This window comes from Sphingobacterium faecium, assembly GCF_003054045.1.
Lineage (GTDB): Bacteria > Bacteroidota > Bacteroidia > Sphingobacteriales > Sphingobacteriaceae > Sphingobacterium > Sphingobacterium faecium.
The window spans coordinates 592,834-617,561 of the sequence record NZ_QBKH01000002.1 but is presented as its reverse complement, the minus strand read 5'-3'; the positions used below and the strand labels follow the sequence as shown (position 1 = coordinate 617,561).

General features: G+C 35.9%; 23 protein-coding genes. 16 read left to right on the top strand and 7 right to left on the bottom strand.

The features are described from left to right. The first annotated feature begins 6 nt into the window (after positions 1-6). From C8N37_RS06930 to C8N37_RS06920, 3 genes are read left to right on the top strand one after another with little or no spacing between them, the layout of a single operon-like run. On the top strand, positions 7-729 hold the full coding sequence (locus C8N37_RS06930) for a rhomboid family intramembrane serine protease (RefSeq protein WP_108158220.1): 723 nt from the start codon (positions 7-9) through the stop codon (positions 727-729). Between the two features lie 13 nt (positions 730-742). Then, positions 743-1,624 (top strand): rhomboid family intramembrane serine protease, encoded by an 882-nt coding sequence (locus C8N37_RS06925; RefSeq protein WP_108158219.1) that lies wholly within the window; start codon positions 743-745, stop codon positions 1,622-1,624. Next, positions 1,617-2,735 (top strand): endonuclease/exonuclease/phosphatase family protein, encoded by a 1,119-nt coding sequence (locus C8N37_RS06920; RefSeq protein WP_108158218.1) that lies wholly within the window; start codon positions 1,617-1,619, stop codon positions 2,733-2,735. Before C8N37_RS06925 ends, C8N37_RS06920 begins: the two co-directional genes overlap by 8 nt. Here C8N37_RS06920 and C8N37_RS06915 read toward each other — a convergent pair. After that, positions 2,732-4,333, bottom strand: a complete 1,602-nt coding sequence (locus C8N37_RS06915) for a S41 family peptidase (protein ID WP_108158217.1) — start codon at positions 4,331-4,333, stop codon at positions 2,732-2,734. The genes C8N37_RS06920 and C8N37_RS06915 overlap by 4 nt on opposite strands. A gap of 150 nt (positions 4,334-4,483) precedes the next feature. Here C8N37_RS06915 and C8N37_RS06910 point away from each other — a divergent pair, with 150 nt between their 5' ends. The 5 genes from C8N37_RS06910 to C8N37_RS06890 all read left to right on the top strand — a co-directional run bounded on the left by C8N37_RS06910 (position 4,484) and on the right by C8N37_RS06890 (position 9,352). After that, positions 4,484-5,053, top strand: coding sequence for a hypothetical protein (locus C8N37_RS06910; RefSeq protein ID WP_108158216.1), 570 nt, complete (start codon positions 4,484-4,486; stop codon positions 5,051-5,053). Between the two features lie 107 nt (positions 5,054-5,160). Next, positions 5,161-6,558, top strand: coding sequence for a class II fumarate hydratase (gene fumC, locus C8N37_RS06905; protein ID WP_108158215.1), 1,398 nt, complete (start codon positions 5,161-5,163; stop codon positions 6,556-6,558). A 4-nt stretch (positions 6,559-6,562) separates the two neighbouring features. Then, positions 6,563-7,093 carry a fumarate hydratase gene (locus C8N37_RS06900; RefSeq protein WP_228115802.1) on the top strand — a complete coding sequence of 177 codons (531 nt, stop codon included), beginning with the start codon at positions 6,563-6,565 and terminating at the stop codon, positions 7,091-7,093. An 88-nt stretch (positions 7,094-7,181) separates the two neighbouring features. Then, complete coding sequence (locus C8N37_RS06895; protein WP_108158214.1) at positions 7,182-8,351, top strand: MFS transporter; 1,170 nt, start codon at positions 7,182-7,184, stop codon at positions 8,349-8,351. Between the two features lie 8 nt (positions 8,352-8,359). Further along, positions 8,360-9,352 carry an acyltransferase gene (locus tag C8N37_RS06890; protein WP_108158429.1) on the top strand — a complete coding sequence of 331 codons (993 nt, stop codon included), beginning with the start codon at positions 8,360-8,362 and terminating at the stop codon, positions 9,350-9,352. A 57-nt stretch (positions 9,353-9,409) separates the two neighbouring features. On the opposite strand, the gene C8N37_RS06885 is transcribed toward C8N37_RS06890, so the two are convergent. Further along, complete coding sequence (locus C8N37_RS06885) at positions 9,410-9,784, bottom strand: DUF3127 domain-containing protein (RefSeq protein WP_108158213.1); 375 nt, start codon at positions 9,782-9,784, stop codon at positions 9,410-9,412. 70 nt (positions 9,785-9,854) lie between these two features. Here C8N37_RS06885 and C8N37_RS06880 point away from each other — a divergent pair, with 70 nt between their 5' ends. The 8 genes from C8N37_RS06880 to C8N37_RS06840 all read left to right on the top strand — a co-directional run bounded on the left by C8N37_RS06880 (position 9,855) and on the right by C8N37_RS06840 (position 18,604). Next, complete coding sequence (locus tag C8N37_RS06880) at positions 9,855-11,036, top strand: THUMP domain-containing class I SAM-dependent RNA methyltransferase (protein WP_108158212.1); 1,182 nt, start codon at positions 9,855-9,857, stop codon at positions 11,034-11,036. Then, positions 11,029-11,676 (top strand): HD domain-containing protein, encoded by a 648-nt coding sequence (locus C8N37_RS06875; protein WP_108158211.1) that lies wholly within the window; start codon positions 11,029-11,031, stop codon positions 11,674-11,676. Before C8N37_RS06880 ends, C8N37_RS06875 begins: the two co-directional genes overlap by 8 nt. Positions 11,677-12,023: 347 nt before the next feature. After that, the gene (locus C8N37_RS06870) at positions 12,024-12,788 is read left to right on the top strand and encodes a glycerophosphodiester phosphodiesterase (protein WP_108158210.1); all 765 of its coding nucleotides are present in this window, start codon (positions 12,024-12,026) and stop codon (positions 12,786-12,788) included. Between the two features lie 185 nt (positions 12,789-12,973). After that, positions 12,974-13,810 (top strand): endonuclease/exonuclease/phosphatase family protein, encoded by an 837-nt coding sequence (locus C8N37_RS06865; protein WP_108158209.1) that lies wholly within the window; start codon positions 12,974-12,976, stop codon positions 13,808-13,810. Positions 13,811-14,002: 192 nt separating this feature from the next. Then, positions 14,003-14,806, top strand: coding sequence for a DUF4197 domain-containing protein (locus tag C8N37_RS06860; protein ID WP_108158208.1), 804 nt, complete (start codon positions 14,003-14,005; stop codon positions 14,804-14,806). Between the two features lie 552 nt (positions 14,807-15,358). Further along, the gene (gene pepT / locus C8N37_RS06850; RefSeq protein WP_108158206.1) at positions 15,359-16,618 is read left to right on the top strand and encodes a peptidase T; all 1,260 of its coding nucleotides are present in this window, start codon (positions 15,359-15,361) and stop codon (positions 16,616-16,618) included. Between the two features lie 45 nt (positions 16,619-16,663). Then, positions 16,664-17,230, top strand: coding sequence for a nitroreductase family protein (locus C8N37_RS06845; protein WP_108158205.1), 567 nt, complete (start codon positions 16,664-16,666; stop codon positions 17,228-17,230). Positions 17,231-17,389: 159 nt separating this feature from the next. Then, positions 17,390-18,604, top strand: coding sequence for a carboxypeptidase-like regulatory domain-containing protein (locus C8N37_RS06840; protein WP_108158204.1), 1,215 nt, complete (start codon positions 17,390-17,392; stop codon positions 18,602-18,604). On the opposite strand, the gene C8N37_RS06835 is transcribed toward C8N37_RS06840, so the two are convergent. The 5 genes from C8N37_RS06835 to C8N37_RS06815 all read right to left on the bottom strand — a co-directional run bounded on the left by C8N37_RS06835 (position 18,601) and on the right by C8N37_RS06815 (position 24,719). Continuing rightward, positions 18,601-19,305, bottom strand: coding sequence for a hypothetical protein (locus tag C8N37_RS06835; protein WP_186812811.1), 705 nt, complete (start codon positions 19,303-19,305; stop codon positions 18,601-18,603). The two genes, C8N37_RS06840 and C8N37_RS06835, sit on opposite strands and share 4 nt — an antisense overlap. A 1-nt stretch (position 19,306) precedes the next feature. Continuing rightward, on the bottom strand, positions 19,307-19,843 hold the full coding sequence (locus tag C8N37_RS06830; protein WP_108158428.1) for an RNA polymerase sigma factor: 537 nt from the start codon (positions 19,841-19,843) through the stop codon (positions 19,307-19,309). 305 nt (positions 19,844-20,148) lie between these two features. Next, positions 20,149-21,405: a YeiH family protein gene (locus tag C8N37_RS06825; RefSeq protein ID WP_108158203.1), complete on the bottom strand. Its 1,257-nt coding sequence runs from the start codon at positions 21,403-21,405 to the stop codon at positions 20,149-20,151. A 136-nt stretch (positions 21,406-21,541) separates the two neighbouring features. Continuing rightward, a complete protein-coding gene (locus C8N37_RS06820) occupies positions 21,542-23,320 on the bottom strand; it encodes an acyl-CoA dehydrogenase family protein (RefSeq protein ID WP_108158202.1) in 1,779 nt (592 codons plus the stop codon). Positions 23,321-23,543: 223 nt separating this feature from the next. Next, on the bottom strand, positions 23,544-24,719 hold the full coding sequence (locus C8N37_RS06815) for an acetyl-CoA C-acyltransferase (RefSeq protein ID WP_108158201.1): 1,176 nt from the start codon (positions 24,717-24,719) through the stop codon (positions 23,544-23,546). Between the last annotated feature and the right edge of the window lie 9 nt (positions 24,720-24,728).

The window sequence follows — 24,728 nt, the reverse complement described above, 5'->3', positions numbered from 1 at the left end:
AAATTTATGAATAGCGCTAATCCATTGTCAAATTTACCTACAGTAACTAAAAACTTACTCATTATTAACGTAGTATGTTTCATTGGTTCGATGATCTTTGAAAACTCGACGAGACTATTTGGGGTGTACTACCCTGACTCTCCTTTTTTCAATGTTTGGCAAATCATTACTTACATGTTTATGCATGGTGGATTCACACATATCTTCTTTAATATGTTTGCGTTGGTCATGTTTGGTCCTATCATTGAGCAGGTATTGGGATCGAAGCGTTTTTTAAATTTTTATTTATTAACGGGAATTGGAGCTTTGGTTCTTCAATTTGGTGTACAGGCGTTTGAAGTCTATCAAATTGCAGGTTTAGTTAATCCAGGCAGTAGTTTAAAGTTTGATATGATCTCGGGTATGGTATATAGCGATAGCCCTAATATATCTCAGGCAGGGTTAGGAACTTTAGTTTCAATCTACAATACGCCATTGGTTGGTGCGTCTGGTGCTATCTATGGTTTATTGTTAGCTTTTGCCTACTTATTTCCGAACCTCAAACTTGCACTTATCTTTATACCTGTACCGATAAAAGCGAAATATTTTATTCCAATCATGATCTTGATTGAAATCTATTTAGGATTTTCAAATTCAGGAGGATCCATTGCACATTTAGCGCACGTTGGAGGAGCATTGTTTGGTTATCTACTACTGAAAGCTTGGGGTATTAAAAAAGGAATATATTAATTATCTTTATAACATGAGGGAAAATTCGTTCAAAAACTTTATCAGGACAACCTTCGGTTCAGGATCCCCTATTCCATTTATTATCAGTGGGAATGTTGCTCTATTTATCTTGATCTATCTTTTTGATATTCTTTTTGAATTGAAGATTATATCCATTCCTCTTTTTCAATGGACGGTAGATCAATTAAGTTTACCAACAAATTTTCAAGCTTTTATTCAACAGCCTTGGTCTCTTGTGACTTATAATTTTCTCTATACGGGACTTTTTAACGTTGCTTTTGATTGTTTATGGCTCTATTGGTTAGGGAATATTTTCTTTAATTTTCTAAATAAACGACAATTTCTGTTTATTTATATCTTTTCTGGGTTGCTTGCTGGAGTGATCTTTTTGATCTTTTCGCATCTTGCCCTTTTTTCTGATATACCTAATCCTTATTTAAATACCGGTTCGATCACTATTGCTGCCATTTTAGCATCAATAGCTACTTTAGTTCCCAAATATGAACTCAGGCTCCTATTATTTGGAAATGTAAAATTAAAAACAATTGCTATTGTCTATTTTGCCATTCAATTCTTATTCTTCATATTGACAAATAAACCTGCCGCGATCAGTTATTTTTGTGCTGTTATATTTGGTATGGGCTACACTTATGCTTTGCAATCTGGGATGGATTGGTCTAACATATTTAAAAAGAAAGATAAAAGACGATCAAAACTGAAAGTCGTAGTCGGACATGGTGAACGCCCCATGCAGCAACACCGCTATGATTTACCGAATCAGGATCAGATCGATGAGATATTAGATAAAATATCCTTATCTGGATACGATAGTTTAAGTTCTCACGAAAAAGAAATTCTCTTTAAAGCAAGCAATAATAATAAGATAGATGGCTAGGCGGGCATTCGTAAAAAAAAGATTGGGTTATTTGAGCAGGACGGTTTTCATTTTCAACATTCTTGCCATTGTCGCCTTATTGATTAGTTATTCTGCCTCTTTCATTAATCCTAAAACATTTTGGCCAATTGCTTTTTTTGGTTTAGGGTACTTACCTATTCTCCTTGTCAACATCGGTTTTATAGCCTATTGGTTATTAAGAAAGCCGAAAATGATGATCTTTTCTTTGCTGACTATCCTAATCGGATGGCCTTTATTAACAAAACATTGGAACCCCCGGTCAACCGCTCCAATTACCGTAAAAACAGCAGATCATATCCGTGTTTTAAGTTTCAATGCTCATCTTTTTAAAGATATACATGATCCTAAGAAAAATTTTAAAAATGATGCCTTGCAAATATTGGATAGCATCAAGCCTGACATCGTATGTTTTCAGGAATACTATAGCAAAATAAAGGGAAAATACGTCATTTCCAATGAAATTAAAATCAAACTTGGATATGACTATCATTACTTTGCTGAAAGCTCTAAGAATGATTATGAGGCTTATGGCATGACTATTTTTTCGAAATATCCGATTGTCAATTCAGGAAATATTCTAGACAATGATTATGGTATTAATCGAATTTCTTATGCTGATATTAAGAAAAATGATAGTACAATTCGCGTATACAATGTTCATCTGAGATCATTTGCTCTTCAAAATGAAGATAAAGAATTCATTCAAAATCCATCAAGTAAAAATGAAACTGACAATCAAGCTCCAAGACGTTTGGGCAGAAAGTTAAAAAATGCTTTTGAATTTAGAAGTGAGCAGGCTAGTTCTTTAAAAAGACACATGAACGCCTGTAATTCTCCTTATATCGTGATGGGTGATTTTAATGATACTCCAATGAGCTATTCGGTCAATCTAGTAGGTAAAGGGCTACATAATGCATTTAAAGAAAAGGGTGCCGGCTGGGGAGTTACACATTATGAAATGTTGCCGATCTTTCAGATTGATTATATTTTTGCTAGTCCTGCATTTGAAGTATTAAACTATCACGTAGTCAACAAAAAGTTATCTGATCACTACCCGATCTGGAGTGATTTACGATTAAAAAACTATTAGCTGATCTGAATACCTAATGCACGTAAAGCACTTGCAACAAATTGGTCTTTCCTGTTCTTGATCTTAAAATAAGCTTCTCTACCAAAATAATACCGACCAACCAATGCTTCGATGTCAGACTGAATGATCTGATGAAGACGATCTGCCTCTAACTTATTGACCGCAATTCCCTTTTTAGATAAAAAGGAAATAAAATCATTAAATTCTGGATCTGGTAAATTATAACCACTTAAGAAATTTTCAATAGAGTATGCTGGTAATTTCTTTGTAAAACGATCATATACAAACTCCTGTATACTATTGGAATGATAGATTTCCCTATACTTGGCACTTAGTTCATTGGAGTCTATAGGAATGACAATATCAGGTTGAATACCTCCACCACCAAATAACATTTTCCCTTGGCTGGTGGTATACATTTCATGCGTATTAAACTCTGTATCCAAAGTCCATAAATCAAATGTGGTCATATATTTAGACTGATCATAATTTGCTCGGGTATACTTTCTTTGAATACACCTTCCTAATGGCGTATAGTATCGAGCAACAGTTAAGTTGACTGCAGAACCATCTGCAAAGTCAAACTGCTCTTGAACCAATCCTTTTCCATAAGATCTACGACCGACGACGGTCCCTCTATCTAAATCCTGTAAAGCTCCTGTGACGATTTCACTTGCCGAAGCAGTTTCTTCATTTATAAGTACAATGATACGACCATCACTAAAATGACCAGGTTCAGTAGAAAAATAATCACGACGCAATTCATTTGCTCCTTCAGTATACATCAATAAGCGTTTGTCTTTGAAAAACATACTTGCCATTTCAATAGCGGTATGTACATACCCGCCACCATTACCCCTAAGGTCCAAAATCAGATCTTGTGCGCCACTTTTCTTAAGATCACGCAATTTGATTTTAAAATCTTCGGATGTCTGGTGTCCAAAACGTCTAATTTTTACATAAGCAATTTTAGGTGCGATCATATAAGACGCATCTAATGTGCTTACAGATACTTGATCACGAACAACTTTTAAAGGTGTGGTTAAAATTTCATCATTACGTTTGATCATGATATCAACGGTAGAACCCTTCTTACCGCGAATCAATTTATCGACCACGTGTTCGGTTACCCGAACACCCGCAATATTTCGATTGGCTATTTTGATTAAACGATCACCAATTTTCATTCCTGATTTTTCAGCAGGACCTCCAGCAATCATACCAACCACAAGTAAGGTATCGTTAAGATTAAAGTATTCAACACCTATACCATCGAAAGTTCCTTCAAGAGCCTCCGCTTGAGCTAAGCGTTCATTGGGTTTAAGGTATGTTGAAAAAGGATCTAATCGGGTAATAATATGCTGAATAGCTTCGTCTTGAATGGTATCTAAACTCACTTTATCCACATAATTGTCGGAAATTAAGTTAACTAAATATTGAACTTTTTCGGAATTCCCAGTTAATCCGCCGGCTAGAATTGAAGTCGATTGTTTATTACCTTGTTCATCGGCATATTTCTGCCCAAGCAATAAACCCACGAGTAAAACTCCTGCGTATGTTGCCGCTACAAAAATATTCCGTTTTATACTTCCTTGCATATGAAAAGATGCTTCAAAAATACTAAGTTTTATCCATTAATACCACAATAAATGAGGTGATTTTTATGTTAAAACAAAAGTTATTAAATGTGGTTAATATGTGAAAGTTTTCTCAACTTTGTCTTTGTAACAATCAAATAATCTGCCAAAATGCACGAAATTGAACCTTTTTACAATTGGAGACATGATTATATTGCATCGGAAGATGAACAATCTCCTTTTTACGGAACAATATATAATGAATTTGAATACGATAAACAGATTTATAATTTCCTTTTACATCCCCAGTGGGATGATTTTGGTTCGCATACCCTGTACTTAAAAGTGCTATTTGTGGACTACGATAAGCAGTATAGTATCATCGAGCTTATCGGAGAATGGAATGATGCGATTGACAATGATATCATGATCCTAAAACGTGAATTGATTGATTTAATGATGGCAGAGGGAATCAATCATTTTATATTGATAGGTGAAAATCTACTTAATTTTCATGCCTCTGATGATACTTATTATGAAGAGTGGTTTCAGGATATTGAAGATGGTTGGATAGCTGCTATCAATTTTAGACAACATGTCATCACGGAATTTATGCAAAATAATATCGACTATTATATCAATTTCGGCGGCCATCTCAATGATCTTCCTTGGCGTACCTTAAAACCCATTCAAATTTTTCACCATATCAATGAACAATTAACAAAACGACTGAACGGTTAGGGTGATTGGAATAAATTATGACATTCAAATTCAATTAAGATGAAGTGTTTGAATGGCTGTTCTCTATATTTTTACTTAACTTTGTTATATCAAAAAAATCAAACGCTATGTCATTTAGAATAGAAAAAGATACCATGGGTGAAGTTCAAGTTCCTGCAGATAAATACTGGGGAGCTCAAACAGAACGTTCACGCAATAACTTCAAAATCGGTCCTGCAGCATCTATGCCGCATGAAATTATCGAAGGTTTTGCTTACTTAAAAAAAGCTGCTGCATATGCGAATGCTGAATTAGGTGTATTACCTGTTGAGAAACGTGATGCTATTGCGGCTGTTTGTGATGAGATCTTAGCTGGTCAATTGGATGATCAATTTCCATTGGTAATCTGGCAAACAGGTTCGGGTACGCAATCTAACATGAATTTAAACGAAGTCATTGCAAATCGTGCTCAAGTATTAGCTGGCTTCAAAATTGGAGAAGGTGAGCCTGTTTTAAAAGCGAATGATGATGTGAACAAATCACAATCTTCAAATGACACGTACCCTACTGGTATGCATATCGCAGCCTACAAAGCTGTAGTTGAAGTGACCATCCCGGGTGTTGAAAAACTTCGTGATACCTTGGCAAAGAAATCTGCTGAGTTTATGAAGGTTGTTAAAATTGGCCGTACGCATTTAATGGATGCAACGCCTTTAACATTAGGTCAAGAATTATCTGGCTATGTTGCTCAATTAAGCTACGGTATAAAAGCTGTCAAAAACACATTGGCACATTTATCGGAATTGGCACTGGGAGGTACAGCAGTTGGTACTGGATTAAACACTCCTGCTGGATATGATGTACTGGTAGCAAAATATATTGCACAATTTACGGGTCATCCTTTCATCACGGCTGAGAATAAATTTGAAGCTTTAGCTGCTCATGATGCCATCATTGAGTCTCATGGTGCATTGAAACAATTAGCAGTTTCTTTAAATAAAATCGCTAATGATATCCGCATGTTGGCTTCTGGTCCACGTTCAGGTATTGGTGAGATCATCATCCCTGAAAATGAGCCCGGTTCTTCTATCATGCCCGGAAAAGTAAACCCGACTCAGTGTGAAGCTTTAACTATGGTTGCTGCTCAAGTAATGGGCAATGATGTTGCGATCACAATAGGTGGTACGCAGGGTCATTATGAACTGAACGTTTTCAAACCATTGATGGCGGCTAACTTCTTACAATCTGCTCGATTAATCGGTGATGCATGTATATCATTTGAAGAGCACTGTGCTAGCGGTATCGAACCAAACTACGCTCGTATTAAGGAATTAGTAGATAACTCTTTAATGTTAGTAACGGCTTTAAATACTAAAATTGGATACTATAAGTCTGCAGAAATTGCTCAGACAGCGCATAAAAATAATTCAACATTAAAAGAAACAGCTATTGCATTGGGTTATGTAACTGCTGCAGAATTTGATGAATGGGTAAAACCTGAAGATATGGTCGGGAGCTTAAAATAAGCTTATGATGTCCTATCTAACTAAAAGTAAAAATATAAAAGCATACCTATTCGTTACAATAGGTATGCTTTTGCTGTTTGGGAGCTGTAAGTTTAATTCGGAAATGCAGAGTGAAGGTGCAAGTTATTTGCAAGGAGAATGGAAGCAAGATAGTATTCCTCATCAGGACCAAATGCTGCAATACACACTTACGGAATTTCGTTTTACCTGTGATTCGATCTATGCGCGTATGTATGTTCATTCGAAAACAAAACAAATTGCAGATAGTTGCTACAATAACGGTTCCTGGGTTGAATATGCTAAAGGTCTCTATGTTGTCCGTGGTGACAGCGTAATTGTGGACGGTATTTATGTTAAAGAAAATGGAAAACAAAAATTATCGGGCTGCTACCGTCAGGGACAGTATCTACCTCGGTTTAAAGTTGCTTCCCATTCAAAGGACTCTTTGGTCTTAGAAAATAAATATGATCAGCGCCCTATCATTTTACGGAAAACTAAAGACGTAATTTGTGTCCCGCAAAAGCGTTGGCAATAAAACAAACTAAACATACACATAGCCATTTAATCATTAAATGGCTTTTTCTATCATTAATGACGCGCTCGTCACTATCTGAGCAAAAAATATGAATAAAGGAATTATTGCATTGGCCTTTGGAGGTCTTGCTATAGGAATGACAGAATTCTCGATGATGGGAATCTTACCTGATATAGCAAAGGATTTGAACATCGACATTCCAACCGCTGCCCATTTAATAGCATTATATGCGATAGGGGTTGTTGTTGGAGCTCCAACGTTAGTATTATTATCTGGAAAATACCCACCTAAGAATGTATTGCTGTTTTTAATGGTTCTATTTTTCATTTTTAATGGATTATTTGCCATTTCACCAACTCACTTTACTATTCAACTTTCTCGGTTTATGTCAGGCTTACCCCATGGTGCATTCTTCGGTGTAGGGTCTGTTGTTGCTGCAAGATTAGCTCTGAAAGGAAAGGAGGCTCAAGCCATATCGATCATGTTTACGGGAATGACCATTGCAAACTTGGCTGGTGTACCGTTAGGAACATATATCGGTCATCATTATTCTTGGCGCATTACCTACGGTGTTATCAGTGCTTTAGGCCTACTTACATTTTTGATGATTTACCTGTGGTTGCCAAAAATTGAATCTTCTAAACACAATGACATCATCGCACAACTCAGTTTTTTTAAAAAAAGTGAGGCTTGGTTGCTAATGGCTATTATTTCCATCGGGACGGGGGGGCTTTTTGCATGGATTAGCTATATTGCTCCATTAGTTACCAATGTATCTGGACTTGAAGCGAATCGTGTGCCGCTAATTATGGTTTTAATTGGTGTGGGTATGTTCTTTGGGAATCTGCTAGGTGGTAAATTGGCTGATACCATCTCTCCAACAAAAGCTGCCATCGCTAGTTTTAGTTCCATGGCAATATGCTTGGTCATTGTTTTTTTTATCTCTCCATTTGAATGGTCAGCGTATATCATGGCCTTTATTACAGGCTTAGTTTCCTTTACTATTGGTCCTCCGACGCAGATGATGTTGATCAGAACTGCGAAAGGAGCAGAAACATTGGCGGCTGCTGGTGGTCAGGCTGCCTTTAATTTAGGAAATACTTTAGGTGCCTATTTAGGTGGAATTCCGATTATCTATGGATTGGCCTACAATACACCTTCTTTAGTTGGCGTGGGTATGGCGACCATTGGAGCACTACTTACTTTGGTATTTTTGGTACAGTATGTGCAAAAAAATCGTATTCCGATTGCAGATTAATGGATAAGATGGCAAATAAACTCAGTTATATCAGTGTACTTCGAGTCATTGCAACTATTGCAGTCATTGCAATACATGCATCATCGGGTTATCTCAATAGCACTGATATAGCTGGTTTTGATTGGAGATACGCCAATTTTATTAATAGTTTCACACGTTATTCTGTTCCCATTTTTGTGATCATCTCAGGAGCTCTCCTACTCACAAAGGAAGAAGATACGGTTGAATTTTATAAAAAAAGACTTCTAAAAATCTGCTATCCATTTATTTTCTGGACTATAATTTACATCTTTTACAATACGAATCTATTTGATTTGGGTATAGATGAACTGATTTCAACGATTGTCTATAGACTTAAAAATGGTGCAAATGCACACTTGTGGTATCTCTATATGATCATCGGTCTATATCTAGCAATTCCTTTTCTTCAAAAAATCGTGCAGCACGCAACAACAAAAGAACTGGAAATATTTCTGATCTTATGGTTGATCTCGTTATTTATTTTTAATAAAAACTTACCTACTTATCTACCTAAATTAGATATCACATTTTTCTCTAGCTACACGGGATACTTAATTTTAGGTTATTATTTGAGCATAAAAGATTTTAGTGCCTTGAAATGGTGGTTTCTGGGTATTTTTATCATTACTGCATGGGGTACTTCCTATTTTACCTATAAAATGAGTTTGAATGCGCATGAGTTTCGCCCTCTTTTATATGGTTACTTATCACCTAATACTGTTCTTATAGCAGCTAGTTTATTTATCTTTATCAAATCCATATCAAAAGATAGGACACTTCCTAAATGGGCCATGTGGATTGACCAATATAGCTTTGGTATATACCTCTGCCATATTCTGATATTAAATTATGTGCATCCGATATTACCAGTTGGAACGTTTTTAAAGATTCCATTAGCGACTGTTGTTACACTTTTAATCAGCATATTACTCACTTATAGCATTCGGAAGATACCGCTAGGTAAATACGTTTCAGGCTAATAAAAAAGCTTCAATTGAATCAATTGAAGCTTTTTTATATTTTAGATTGTCGCAGGACTAGAAAGGTAAATCATCATCGTCATTTGAACCTGACAAATCAACTGGAGCTGGCATTTCAGCATAACCTGGAGCAGGAGCTGAAGAAGCAGTATTGGCCAATTTTGTAACTCTCCAAGCAACTAATGAATTGAAGTATGTTGTTACACCTTCTTTATTTGTCCAAGGACGACCACGTAAATTGAAAGAAACTTCAATTTCTTCACCTACAGTCAAACCATCAAAAATTGATGTTCTATCTTGAGTAGCTTCAAAGCGAATATATTCAACAAACTGCGGATTCTCAGCGTAAGCCACGATTATATCACGCTTTTTAAATGACTCTGTTACTTGTTGCGTAGCACCTATTTCGTGTACTTTTCCTCTAATTTCCATAATCAAAAATATTAAACCGTAAAAATAAGCATTTTTTGAGTAAGAGATTAACTAACTTTGTACAAATATTATGGAAGTTTTCAACACCCCCAATAAAATCATCATCACTTGCAATAAGAGACTTTCTCCTTATTTGCAACAAGAAGTCGAAGAACTTGGCTTCGAGATCAAACGTTCATTCTCTACTGGTGTAGAATTATTTAACACCTTGAATGAAACGATTAAATTAAATTTAAACTTGCGTACGGCTTCGCAGATTTTATATTCTATCAAAGAATTTAAAGCATCAAACCCTCAAGAACTATACGATGAATTGAAAAACATCGCATGGGAAGAACTGATTGCTTTTGATGGATATTTCTCTGTGACTTCGAATGTGGATAATGAAACGATCACTACGCCATTATTCGCAAATTTGAAGGTCAAAGATGCTATTGTAGATCGTATCAAAGAAAAGAAAGACATTCGTCCTAATTCAGGTTCTGACAGTAATAAAGCTGTGGTACATTTATATTGGAAAGATGATCGTGCCGAGGTTTTCATCGATTCATCTGGTGAAACATTAGCAAAGCATGGCTACCGTAAACATCCAGGAAAAGCTCCAATGTTAGAAGCATTAGCTGCTGGCACAATTTTAGCTTCTAAATGGGATGGTCAGTCGTCTTTTGTCAATCCAATGTGCGGTTCAGGTACTTTGGCAATCGAAGCGGCATTGATCGCGACCAATCGTCGTCCGGGCCTTTACCGTATGAACTATTCGTTCATGCACTTTATTGGATATGACGAAGAGGTATTTTTTCAAGAAAGAAGAAATCTGAAAGAACAGGTCAACAAAAAAGCAAATCCAAAAATTGTAGCTTCGGATCTTTCGCAGCAGGCAGTAGATATTGCGATCATGAATGCCAAGACAGCAGGTGTAGATCAGCTGATTGATTTTCAAGTTTGTGATTTTGCAGAGACAACTGTACCACAAGAAGAAAAAGGAATTGCTATATTTAACCCAGAATATGGTGAACGCCTTGGTAATCATAGTCAACTGGAATTAACATATAAACGTGTAGGTGACTTTCTAAAACAAAACTGCAAGGGTTATAGAGGTTATATTTTTACTGGAAATCCTGATCTTGCAAAGAAAATTGGATTAAGAGCTTCCAGAAAGGTAGAATTTTATAACGGTAAACTGGATTGTCGTCTATTAGAATACGAATTGTACGAGGGAACTCGCGAAAAACCAAAAGTAATTTATGAATAAGATTATTGAAAGTACGGTTGCATTTGTACAGGACAGATTAAAATTTGCTGAATCTGGTCATGATTGGTCTCATATCCAACGCGTATGGAACAACACAAAATTAATTCTTCAAACAGAAGAAGCGGATTACCAAATTTGTGAATTAGCTGCTCTGCTTCATGATATCGCGGATAGTAAATTCCACGATGGAGATGAATCCATTGGTCCCCGTGTTGCCGGTGAATTTTTATCATCCTTAGATCTGGATAAAGAGGTGATTGACCATGTTCAAAAGATTATTTTAAATATGTCTTTCAAAGCAAGTCTGGGAGAAATCGCTTTTCATTCAAAGGAGCTTGAAATCGTTCAAGACGCTGATCGACTAGATGCAATCGGTGCAATTGGTGTCGCCAGAGCGTTTAATTATGGTGGACACAAAAACAGAGAAATGTACAATCCTAATATTGCTGTTCAAGAATATCAGGATAAAGAAAGTTACAAACATTCTGAAGCACCTACAATCAATCATTTTCATGAAAAACTTTTATTGCTAAAGGATAAAATGAATACAAAAGCTGCTCAAGCAATTGCCGAAAAAAGACATGAATTTATGCTTTCTTTTTTAGACGAGTTTTACGCGGAGTGGGAAGGTAAAAGATAAGATACATAAAACTTAATATTTCCTTAATTAGGAGATTATAAAAAAATGGTACTTTAGATGATTGATTGATCATTATCTAGGTACCATTTTTTTTGTTTAAATTTAGTTTGCTAAAAATCAACAAAATAATAGTCTTCACCAGAAATTGGAGAGATTTTAAATTAAAAAATCTGTTTAATATATAATTAATGGCGAATGATTTAACGTTATGGCAATAGTCGAATGAGTTTATAGCATGAAACCATCATGAGCCTATCGAGCTTAAAGGTCTAGATAGATAAAAGACACATGATCGTTTCTTTTTAAGTCACAAACCGAGCTTACGAGCTCACGAAGTAATATATCTGATGAAAAAAAAAGTTTTAGTAATCCTTGCCGCTATGGCCGTTATGGGAATTTCCGAATTAACAGCACAAACCAAAATTATTGCTCATCGTGGAGCATTTAAAAACACTAAATTACCAGAGAACTCGATCGCGTCTTTAAAGGCAGCTAAAGATCTGAATCTTTGGGGCTCTGAGTATGATGTCCATTTAACAAAAGATAATGTCCTTGTGGTCAATCATGACAACGATTTTTATGGAATTGATATAGCAACATCCACATATCAAGATTTATTGGCTAAGACACATCCAAATGGTGAAAAAATCCCTACGCTTGAAGAATTCATTAAAGCAGGTTTAAAACTTAAGGGACTAAAATTAATATTAGAACTGAAAACAAACAAATTGGGCTTAGAGCGCACGCTGGAAGCTACTGAAAAGGCTGTTGCATTAGTAAAAGAACTAAAAGCTGAAAAAGTAACGGAATATATCGCGTTCAGTTATGATGCCTGTAAAAAGATACATGAATTAGACCCGAAAGCTAAAGTATCCTATTTAAATGGTGATATTGCTCCTGATCAAATCAAAAAAGATGGGTTGACAGGAATCGACTATCACCTGAGTGTCTTTACTAAACATCCAACTTGGTTGCAAGAGGCAAAGGCATTGAAATTAACCACTAATGCTTGGACAGTCAACGCGGAATCTGATATGAAATCACTACTTGACCAAAAGATTGATTATATCACGACCAACGAGCCTGAATTATTAAAGACTTTACTGAAGTAGTACTTGGTGGAGACGATCATAGCCATTAGCTTCCAAATAATAATGGATAATGACTATGATCATTTCTTTGCTAAAAAAAGGACAAAGGCAAATTATAATGCCCTAACCTCAACTTCTAAATAATAACCCTCGTGTAAAGAGTTTATAAGTACCTCTAACCTTTACACGCCTAAAATTATATGCTAATGAAAAAACTTATTTTTACATTCTTTATCTTAATTACTGGTTTATCCTATTCCATCGCACAACAAATGCGGGTAGCTACCTATAATATCAGACAGAAAAATGATCATGATATCGGAAATATGTGGGATGAACGTAAAGATGCTGTTGCCAATCTGATCAAATATCATCAGTTTGAAATTTTTGGAATACAGGAGGCGTTTATAGAGCAAGTAAAGGACTTACAGGATCGTCTACCGGATTTTCAGTCTGTAGGTGTAGGTCGTGATGACGGCGCCGAAAAAGGAGAACACTCTTCCATCTTTTATAATAAAAATCGCTTTGAAGCGAAAAAGAGTGGTACTTTTTGGTTGTCAGCAACTGATACCAAGCAACCTAATAAAGGATGGGATGCCGCGTTACCACGGATCTGTACTTGGGCGGTCTTGAAAGATAAAAAAAGTGGAAAATCATTTATTTTTATGAATACCCACTTTGACCATGTAGGTATAGAAGCGAGAAAAGAAAGCGCTAAATTAATCTTGGCCAAAGCAAAAGAGTTGGCAGGGAACCTTCCATTAATCTTAACTGGAGATTTTAATGTTGATGAACATAATGAAGCCTATTTCACTTTGGCGAACAGTAAAACAGTTGTTGACAGTTACACTGCAAGCCCACGTCGTTACGAACCTAGCTCTTCTTTTAATGGTTGGGGTAAAAGTATCAAACCAAAAGAACGGATTGACCATATCTTTGTTGTGCCCCAAATAAAAGTTTTGGACTACGCGATCCTAACGGATACTTATCGAGGAAAATTTCCTTCGGATCACTTTCCTGTGGCAGTTGATCTGATATTATAAATAACTTAAATTGTGTCAGCTTAAGAACTGGCACAATTTGATACTTTAATAGCTACTTATCCTTCCTGTTAAAGGCACATATAGGATAACTCCAGATGATTAAGGCTAAGCGTTAGTATAAATAATAAGTCTCCTTATTAAACGTTTGACACGTTTCAGGTTCTAATTTGTAAGTTTACAAAAAAAATAGACATGAAAAATATCTTATCATATGCCTTGATTGCATCAGGGTTATTATTTGCTACTCATACTCAAGCACAATCAAAGGGGCTTTCGAAATTAAAAAAAAGCTTAAGTGCTATAACTGATCAAAATAAAAAATCCACAGATAGTACAACTACTAAAACAACTACAGCAAACGCTCCAATAAATATTACTAAAAAAGAAGCCACGTCAGGTGTTAAAGAAGCATTGAGCAAGGGCTTGACAAATAGTGTAAATATTTTGTCTGTAAAGGATGGTTTTTTGGGTGATGCTGCTGTTAAAATATTAATGCCATCTGAGGCTCAAAAAGTTGAAAAAGCACTGCGAGCTGTCGGTATGGGTTCTTTGTGTGATCAATTTATAAGCAGTATGAATAGAGCTGCAGAAACGGCAGTAAGTGAAGCGGGTTCTGTTTTTGCTAATTCATTATCAAAAATGACCATAACAGATGCTTACAATATCTTATTAAGTGGAAATCAAAATGCGGCGACAACATTTTTCAAAACGAATACATCTAATGAATTAACTTCAAAATTTTCACCTGTTATCGACAAAGCGATGGGTGCCAATAATGTATCTGGATATTGGAATCAATTGACTAGTGCGTATAATAATCTTCCATTTTCAAAAAAAGTAGAGACTAATTTAACGAGTTACGTGACACAAAAAGCAATTGATGGCTTATTTGTAAAAGTAGCAGATCAAGAACTGCAAATCAGAGAAAATATTGGTGGATCTAGAAGTACAGATTTATTGTCAAAAGTATTTGGCTGGGCGGATAATCAAAAGTAAAATGGAGCAGAACACGATGTTCTGCTTACATTTTTAAATTTCTTTGATTAATATAACTGAAGAACAGTCTAGACCAATTTTTATACTGATATATACTGACGAGTCCAATCATAAGCAGAATAGACTTTACGAGTAAATTTGCACCAAAATAGGGTGTTATTTGTACATGTTTTGCCATCAACACCAGGGCAAAGAAAACATAATAAAGACCGCAAAAAATCACATATATCTGAAAAGATTTTTTCAGAAACTTTCGATTCTTTGGTGCCACAAATGCCCACAATGGAATGAATACGTAAATCAATTGACCGATATAAACCAATTCCCGATAGGAATCATCCATACTAAAGAGTAAAAATAACTGAACAATAAGAAGGAGAAGAAACATTGCTCTTAACAAACGCAACATACTGAAAATCAAAATTTAAGTTTTATGAATTTACAAAATAAATTATGATTTAACAAATGTTAAACTATAAAAGTCAAAATTCGCTAATGGTTACATTTTTTGTAATTTTGTATAGTACGATCACATTAATGAAATAAAAGTATATGAGTAACTTCGAGATCAACAACATCAACGATTTTTCAGTATCTGAAAGATTTCAACGTTATGTTCAAATAGATACACAATCAGATGCAAGTTCACCGACTTGTCCTTCCACAGAGAAACAAAAAAATCTAGGCAGATTGCTTGTAGAAGAGTTGTTAGCTTTAGGTGTTGCGGATGCTGCAATGGATGATAATGGTTATATCTATGCAACTATACCTTCTAATACAGACAAAAAAGTACCGACGATATGCTTCTGTTCGCATATGGATACTTCTCCTGACTCTTCGGGTAAAGATGTAAAGCCTTTAGTTCATCGCAACTACCAAGGTCAGGATCTGGTGTTACCAGATGACAATAACATCATAATCAAATATGCTGAACATCCTGATTTAGCTAATCAAATTGGCAATAACATCATCACCGCAAGTGGTAAGACCTTATTGGGTGCTGATGATAAAGCAGGAATTGCTGAAATCATGGATGCTACTCGATTATTCATGCAACATCCAGAAATCAAGCATGGTGATATTAAAATTTTATTTACCCCTGACGAAGAAATTGGAAGAGGGGTTGATAAGGCCGATTTGAAACGACTAGCTGCAGACTTTGCTTATACGATGGATGGTGAGAAAGCTGGAACGATAGAAGATGAAACATTTTCAGCCGATGGGGCCATATTGACTATTCATGGTGTTTCAGTACATCCAGGATTTGCTAAAGGAAAAATGCAAAGTGCTATAAAGATTGCGAGTGCAGTTGTAGCTGCTTTGCCTCAAGATCGCCTTTCTCCAGAAAGTACTAACAAGAAAGATGGATTTGTACACCCTACAAATATCTCTGGTACAGTTGAAAAGGCAGAAATCCACTTCATCATCCGAGATCACAAAACCGCAAATCTAGAAAAACATGAAGCGGAATTGGAATCTATCGCGAAAAATATCATTGAACAATATCCAAACTGCAGCTATACCTTTGAGGTAAAAGAGCAATACCGCAATATGAAAGAGATCTTGGATCAATTTCCTCAAATCATGGAAATCGGGATAGAGGCAATTACGAGAACGGGTATGCAAGCAGAACGCAGAAGTATCCGTGGTGGTACCGATGGCTCACGCTTATCTTTTATGGGATTGCCATGTCCTAATATTTTCGCAGGTGGACATGCCTTCCATGGAAAACAAGAGTGGGTATCGGAACAAGATATGCAAAAAGCAGTTTTAACAATCTTACATGTTGCCGCTCTTTGGGAAGAAAAATAATAAATAACTTCATACTCCTATAATGAGTTTAAGAAAATAAAATATATGCAATCAAACGAAGTTTTAAAAGCGATACAGAGTCGAAGATCTGTTTTCCAAGCTAATTTTACAGATCAAGAAGTTAATAAAGAAGATATCTTAACCATCTTAGAGGCTGCCAACGCAGCACCTACCCACAAAAGAACACAACCTTGGCGTTTCACGATCTTTAAAGGTGAAGGATTAGTTCGCTTGGGAATGGAACTTTCTCGTATTTATAAAACGTTGACCCCTCCGGAAAAATACATGGAGAAAACAGAAATAACCATGGGTGAGAAAGCTACACAATCAAAAGTTGCTATTGCATTAATCGTTAATTATACTGGCGATGTGCCTGAATGGGAAGAATTGGCTGCTACATCCTGTGCTATTGAGAATATGTGGCTAGCAGCACATTCCTTGGGCTTAGGTGGATATTGGGCAACTCCGGGGCTCATCAATCATTTAGGAAACTTCCTACAGTTGGAAGAACATCAAAAATGCATCGGGTTATTCTATTTAGGCCACCACGAAACGGAAGCTAGAGAACCTATTCGATCCCCTATTGCTGACAAAATCCGTTGGGAAGAATAAAATTAAAAAATTTAATATATAGAAAGATCGACTAATAGGTCGATCTTTTTTTATGGACTAGATTTAGGAAATAGGTGTAGCCTAACGATTATTTCATTGTTCATAGTAATTTTTTGAAAATTCTTTTTGTTATCTACGATATATTCGTAAATTCATTTAATGAAAATTATTATCGCCATATTGTTATGGAGCTTGATCTCTTTTTCACCAAGCTTTGCACAAAGCTTGGTGAAAGGAATTGTTTTGGATCGAGAGACTAAACAACCCATCCATGGCGCTACCGTTTACATCAATAATTCTTCATCAGCGACTAGCAGTGCTAAAGATGGTAGTTTTCAGCTTTCACAGAAGGTCATCCGGAATCAAGAATTAATCATTTCAAATATCGGATACGACCCCGCTTCCATAACTATCAATAATACAAACTATGATAAAGTAACTGTATTCTTAAATCGCAAGATAACGACACTGGATGAAGTAACTGTGATTCCTTTTGAAAAAGATGGTTGGACAAAATGGGGTAAATATTTCACAGAAGTTTTTATTGGTACTAGTAAGTTTGCATTAAAAACAAAAATAATAAATCCCGAAGTTATCCGATTTAGATACAACAAATCGTCGAAAACATTAACTGTTATTGCTCATGAACCGATACAAATCGATAATAAAGAATTGGGATATTATATTTCATATGACCTGATTAGTTTTCGCTCTAGTTTTTCCGAAAACACCATCCAATTTGAAGGATTTAGTTATTTTAAGGACTATAAAAGGGTGATCAAAAAGATGAAACAAAATAGGAAAACTGCATACAAGTTTTCTATGATGCGCTTTATCAGAAGTACTTACCGACATGAATGGTCAAAAGATGGTTATGAAGTCCGTGAACTCATCAAAAAGCAAAATATGGAAAGAAAAGCCGCCCATGAAAGATTAATGGCCATTACAAATCTGGTAAATAAAAGTTATGAAGGCAATTGGAGTACATTTTACATCTTGCAATCTAAAATAAAACAAGATACGGTAACTAAATATCGGAATATAATGCGCCAGCCAGAATATTATGATGTTTTAGGGAAGCACTATAAAGAAGCAGATCTGGAAACTGGAAATATGGATAACGATTTAAAAGAAATTAAACATGATAATTACCTTTATATATGGAATAAAAACGAAACAATCGATTCTGATTATTTTCAATATCATAATGCCTACGATGAATCTACCCGCTTAAAATTAACTGGAGATCTGTCTATTTCGATAAATGAAATGGGCAATTATTCCCCTTCCACAGAGTGGCTAATGGAAGGATTCTTTGCTTGGTATTCTAAAGTCGGAAACTTACTTCCTTTCGACTATAATGAAAATAATTAGTTTGCTTGTTCTTCTATACCGAAGCAGTGTGGCGGTTTTATGACCTGACTGAAATTATACTCATCAATAGGAAAAAGAATAATTAATTTTCCTTGATTACCTTGCCATTTAGGCCCCTGCTCGATCAACCTTAATACTTCTTTCTTTAAGGTTTCATTTGGCTGTCCACCAAAAATAAAATTCGTGAGTTTTCCATTTTTATCAACACTAAATTCAACTACAACCTTTCCACCCAGATCCTTTACCTGTGTGTTTTTTTGCAGGTACTGTTCAAATTCATTCCATCCTCCTATCGGAGAGGCATCTCCACCAGTTAACACTGGTTCGATAGCAATCTTATTTTCTGGGTTGATTAATTCTACCTCAGTTGTGCGACTGGTGTGCGAAGTAAAATTTCTAAAATAGATAAATGCAATCAGCACGACAAAAATGACTCCTGCAGCAGATCCAATAGCCAATCGTTGCCAAGTGTAAAACTGGGCATTACGTGTAGATTTAGTTTGTTCAACGCGACGGTTTAGTCTCTGCTGCAATAAACTCAATTGTCGCACATCTACTCCCTTTTGCATGCGATAACCTTCAATGGCATCCTGCAAAAAAGGATCTTCCAATGCTTCTTTTTCTAATTGAAACATTTCCTCTTTATTCATCAAACCACTGATGTAGTTCTGAATTCTGGATAATTGATAATTATTTTCCATTTTACTTATTCTCCATACAAATTTTCAGATTTCGCTTTCCATTCTGAATATAGCTTTTCACTTGATTCATGTCGAGGCCTGTCAAAGTCACAATATCTTTATAACACTTTTGTTCCAAGTAAAACAAACGGATACAACGCTCCTGTTCAGGTTTTAAAGTCAACATGCAACTTTCTAATTTTTCAAATTGACTCTCACTCCATTCTTTAGGATCTGATTCATCTAAATAATCATTGCCAATTGCAACTTGCTCATCGATATCAACATACTGTGTTGCTTTTCCTTTGCGTAACTGCATCAAACAGAAATTTTTCGAAAAGGTATATAGCCAGCTTTTAAAATTATCAACTTCATGAATACGCAATTTTCGAATCAACTCTTCAAAAATTTGCATCACAGCATCTTGACTTTTATCTGCATCTTGCAAATACTTAAAACATACCCCATACAATAATGACATATAAGGAGCATACAATTTCCCCAAAAGATCCAAATCTCCTGTTGTACGATATTGTATTAATAATTCCTTTTCACTCATGCTTGGGATATTACTTTGATAAATTGATGCTTGAAGATACATAATTCCATAAAAAAATCAAGAAAATATTCAAGATGATTGGTATCTAATCTGACTAGTAAGTGATCACACTATGCAACTTACACAAGCTATACTTTAAAACAACGATGATAAATCATTCTAGTTTTGATCTTCATTTTTAAAAAATTGTTCATATTTCTTTTTTCAACAAACCTATTGATGGAGATTCAGCAAGAATTTGAATAAGTTGAGGTGATTTTAAGATCTTAATGTATATAAGCCTTAAAAACTACTTCTTAACTAACTTATTGAAATAACAGGAGTGCAATAATGAGCGTAACAATTACATTAAAAGTTTGCGCTATCAAAAATGCATACAGTGGCTTTTTATTATCTTGCTGAAATAAATCTTTAAAATTTGTTTCTAAACCAATGGATGTAAATGCCAAAGTAAACCAAAGTCCTTGAATAAATTTCAAACTTCCTTTAATCTCGGCATTGGTTTCGGGTGAGATAAAAAAAGAGAAAAGCAGGGATGCAAAAATAAAACCGAGCACAAACTTTGGGAATCTTTCCCAAATAATTTTCAATGTTGGTTTTTCTTTTTTGGTTTCATCATCAACAGATTTGGAATAACTCCAATAAACACTAATGGCAAATGCAGCAATCCCTAGCAAAACATTTTGGGAGAATTTTACTATTGTACTTATTTTTAACGCTTCTTCTCCAACTAGACTACCCGAAGCTGCTACAGCACCAGAGGTATCAATGGATCCCCCTAGCCATGCTCCAGTAACTTGCTGTGACAATCCCATCTGCTCAGCTAGATATGGCATGAAAATCATCATTGGAATAGCGGTGATCAACACAAGTGAAATGACATAGGAAAGTTTTTTACTATCTCCTTTGATTGCTCCTGAGGTCGCAATAGCAGCTGAAACACCACAAATGGATACAGCACTAGACAACATCAAAGACATTTCTTTATCAATTTTGAGTTTTTTACAAACCCAAAAAGCAAAATACCAAACCGATATCACGACTACTAATGCTTGAATCAGTCCCAAAGAACCAGCTTTCAATATATCTCCAAAAATGACCGTAGTGCCGAGTAGAATTAGACCTATCTTGACATAAAGCTCTGTATTTAATGCACTCTTAAACCAATCTGGAAGTTTAAAAAAATTGCTGATTACTAATCCTATAGCCAAACTAAAAATAACAGCTTCTAGATTATACTCCTTTACCCATGAATTTCCCGCGAAGAGTAAGGCAAGCATAGTCAATACATAAACGGTAGGAAATACGACCAATAAATTTTTGAGAGATTTACCTAACAAGGCTGCTCCTAGAATAGCAACTATAAAAACAAGTACAAACTGGGTGGCAATTGCTTGCAGATTATGACTTGAAAGTACAAGATCTTTAAGTTCTGAGAAATTGCTCCAGCTAAAACTAGGTTGGGGTACAATAACTCCAAAGATAGCTAAGAAAACAATTCCTAACCCTAAGATAACAACTACCCAATCCTCAGCTAAGGAGAATGATTTCGAAGATGACATGAAAATAGGTTTTAATATTGAAATCTCAAATTTAGAAATATTATCCTTGTGGGCAACAACTAAACGAAAAAGTTACCAAATAAAAAAGCCGTGGTACAAAGACCGCGGCTTTCAAACCTATAATCACATGTTAAACCTAAAAACAATATTTATTAGCATCGATCAATTTCTTGGCAATACGTTGACGCGCATCTTTCACATTAAACGGTTCTGACTTCGTAAAACGGCGCAGTCCAACTAACATCATTTTCAATTCATCACCTTCAGCAAAAGAGTTCAATGCTTCTTTAGCTGCTACATTAACTTTATCGATCGTTGAGTACAAGTAAATCTTAGCCATATCGGTAGCATCAGCACTTGCCTCTGGTCCTTTTGTATGATACAATTTCTCTGCTCTTAGCAAAGCGGATTCAGCAATATATACATATCCAATCACATCAGCGATATTCATTAAAATCTCCTGTTCCTTAGATAAGGACATCATTAATTTTTGAACCGCAGCACCAGCGATTAACAATCCTGCTTTTTTAAGATTAGCTATAATTTTTTTCTCTGCTGCAAACGCTGTTTCATCTTCTTGTCCAAAATCAGGGATTGCCAACAATTCTGAGGCAACAGCTGTTGCTGGTCCCATTAGATCTATTTCACCTTTCATAGCACGTTTCAAGAGCATATCAACGACCAATAATCGGTTTACTTCATTTGTACCTTCAAAAATACGATTGATCCGGGAGTCACGATAAGCTCGTTCCATAGGAGCTTCAGCTGAATATCCCATTCCTCCATAAATTTGTACCCCCTCATCGACAACATAATCTAACATCTCCGAACACCATACTTTAATAATAGCACACTCAATAGCAAACTGCTCTACAGATTTTAATTTTGCTTTCGCTTCATCCATACCTCCAGAAACTAAAGTTTCGTAAGCATCATCAATATTCTGTCCGGCACGATATGCTGCTGATTCAGTAGCAAATAAGCGAGTGGCCATTTCTGCTAACTTATAGCGGATAGCTCCAAATTTTGAGATAGGCAAATTAAACTGAACACGTTCATTGGCATATTTAACAGCTTGTGTAATCACCATTCGAGATGAACCAATCGTTGCTGCTCCTAATTTTATACGACCTATGTTAAGGATATTAACGGCAATTTTAAATCCATTCTCACGCTCGGATAACATATTTTCAACAGGAACCTCACAATCGTTGAAAAAAACTTGACGGGTAGAAGATCCTTTAATCCCTAATTTATGTTCTTCCGGATTCATACTAATGCCCCCGAAATCTTTCTCTACAATAAAAGCACTCAAATTCTTATCATCATCGATTTTTGCAAAGACAATAAAAATGTCTGCAAAACCACCGTTTGTAATCCACATCTTTTGCCCATTGATGACATAGTGCGTACCTGCAGCATTTAATTTTGCTGATGTACGGCCCGAATTGGCATCTGAACCCGAATTAGGTTCTGTTAAACAATAAGAAGCTTTCCACTCTCCTGTAGCCAATTTAGGAATATACTTTGCTTTTTGATCTGCATTACCATAATATAAAATAGGAAGTGTACCTATACCTGTATGTGCGGATAATGCTACAGCGAAAGAGAAGCCTCCTCCTACTGCATCTGCTACCAGCATCGAAGTATTAAAATTTTTGCCAAAGCCACCGTATTCTTCTGGAATGGATACACCTAGCATACCTAGTGCACCCGCTTTATCCATCAAACTCGGCATCAACCCCTCTTCTTGAGCATCGATACGGTCCAATTTGTTTAAAACTTCTGTATCTAAAAAGTCAATACAGGTCTGACGGATCATCTTAGCTTCTTCGTCAAATTCTTCTGGTATAAAAATATCGTTATAAGAGGTTTCTTTGATTACAAATTCTCCGCCTTTAATTGTGTTACTCATAATTTTTCTGATTAAAGAGCAAAGGTCAAAGAACATGATCCTCTTTCTTTGCTTCTATGGTTTAAAAAATGTTATTACTCTTGTTGAAGTTTACTTATCCTATCAATAACTTATTTGAAACGATGATGAGAACTTATAACCCAATCCATCTTGAACTAGCAGCTGCATGTGCATTTTGAAACATAATTTCAAGATGCGCATGACAGCTATATTGATTTTAGAGCTACAGTAATTCGAAAATACCTGCGGCTCCCTGTCCAGTTCCTACACACATAGTTACCATACCATATTTTTTATTTCTACGCTTCAGCTCATTCAATACCTGAACAGTTAATTTTGCTCCAGTACAGCCAAGTGGATGCCCCAATGCTATTGCACCACCATTGACATTGACCTTTTCTTCATCTAACCCTAATTCGCGGATAACTGCTAAAGATTGTGAGGCAAATGCTTCATTCAATTCAAATAGATCTATATCTTCTTTCTTCAATCCTGCCATTTCCAAGGCTTTTGGTATGGCATAAATAGGTCCTATACCCATAATTCTTGGTGGAACACCTGCCACTGCATAACTCACTAGACGTGCGATAGGCTTTAGATTTAATTCTTTCAATTTTTTCTCTGAAACGACCAAGACAAAAGCGGCTCCGTCTGAAGTTTGGGATGAATTACCAGCAGTGACAACACCATCAGCAGCAAAAACAGGACGTAATTTGGATAATGCTTCAATAGAAGAATCCGCACGAGGACCTTCGTCTGTATCGACAATATATTCTCTTGTTTCTAGTTTTTTTCCATCTTTCAGATAGTTTTCTTTTACTGTGATCGGAACTATACCATCTTTTAAGTGTCCATTTTTGATTGCTTGAATTGCTTTTTGATGCGACTTTAAGGAAAATGCATCTTGATCTTCTCGTGATACATGATACTCTTTGGCGACTGCTTCAGCGGTGAGTCCCATTCCCCAATACCAATCTGGGTTTTCTCTGGCTACCTGTGGGTTAGGAACAATTTTCCATCCTCCAAAGGGCATTCCTGACATCACTTCAACACCTCCAGCAATAATACAATCGGCCATACCAGCTTTTATTTTTGCTACTGCCGTAGCTATGGTCTCCAATCCTGAGGCACAATAACGATTCACAGTCACTCCCGGAACTTTATCTGTCTCCAAGCCCATCAAGGAGATTAAACGTCCTACGTTTAATCCTTGTTCTGCTTCTGGCATTGCATTACCAACGATTACATCGTCAATTTCTTCTTTATTTAAATTTGGAACTGATGCGACCAAATGTTTGATTACATCCGCGGCCAAATCATCTGCACGCATAAAGCGAAATCCTCCACGAGGAGCTTTCCCTACTGCTGTACGATATCCTGCTACAATATATGCTTCCATAATTTTTTT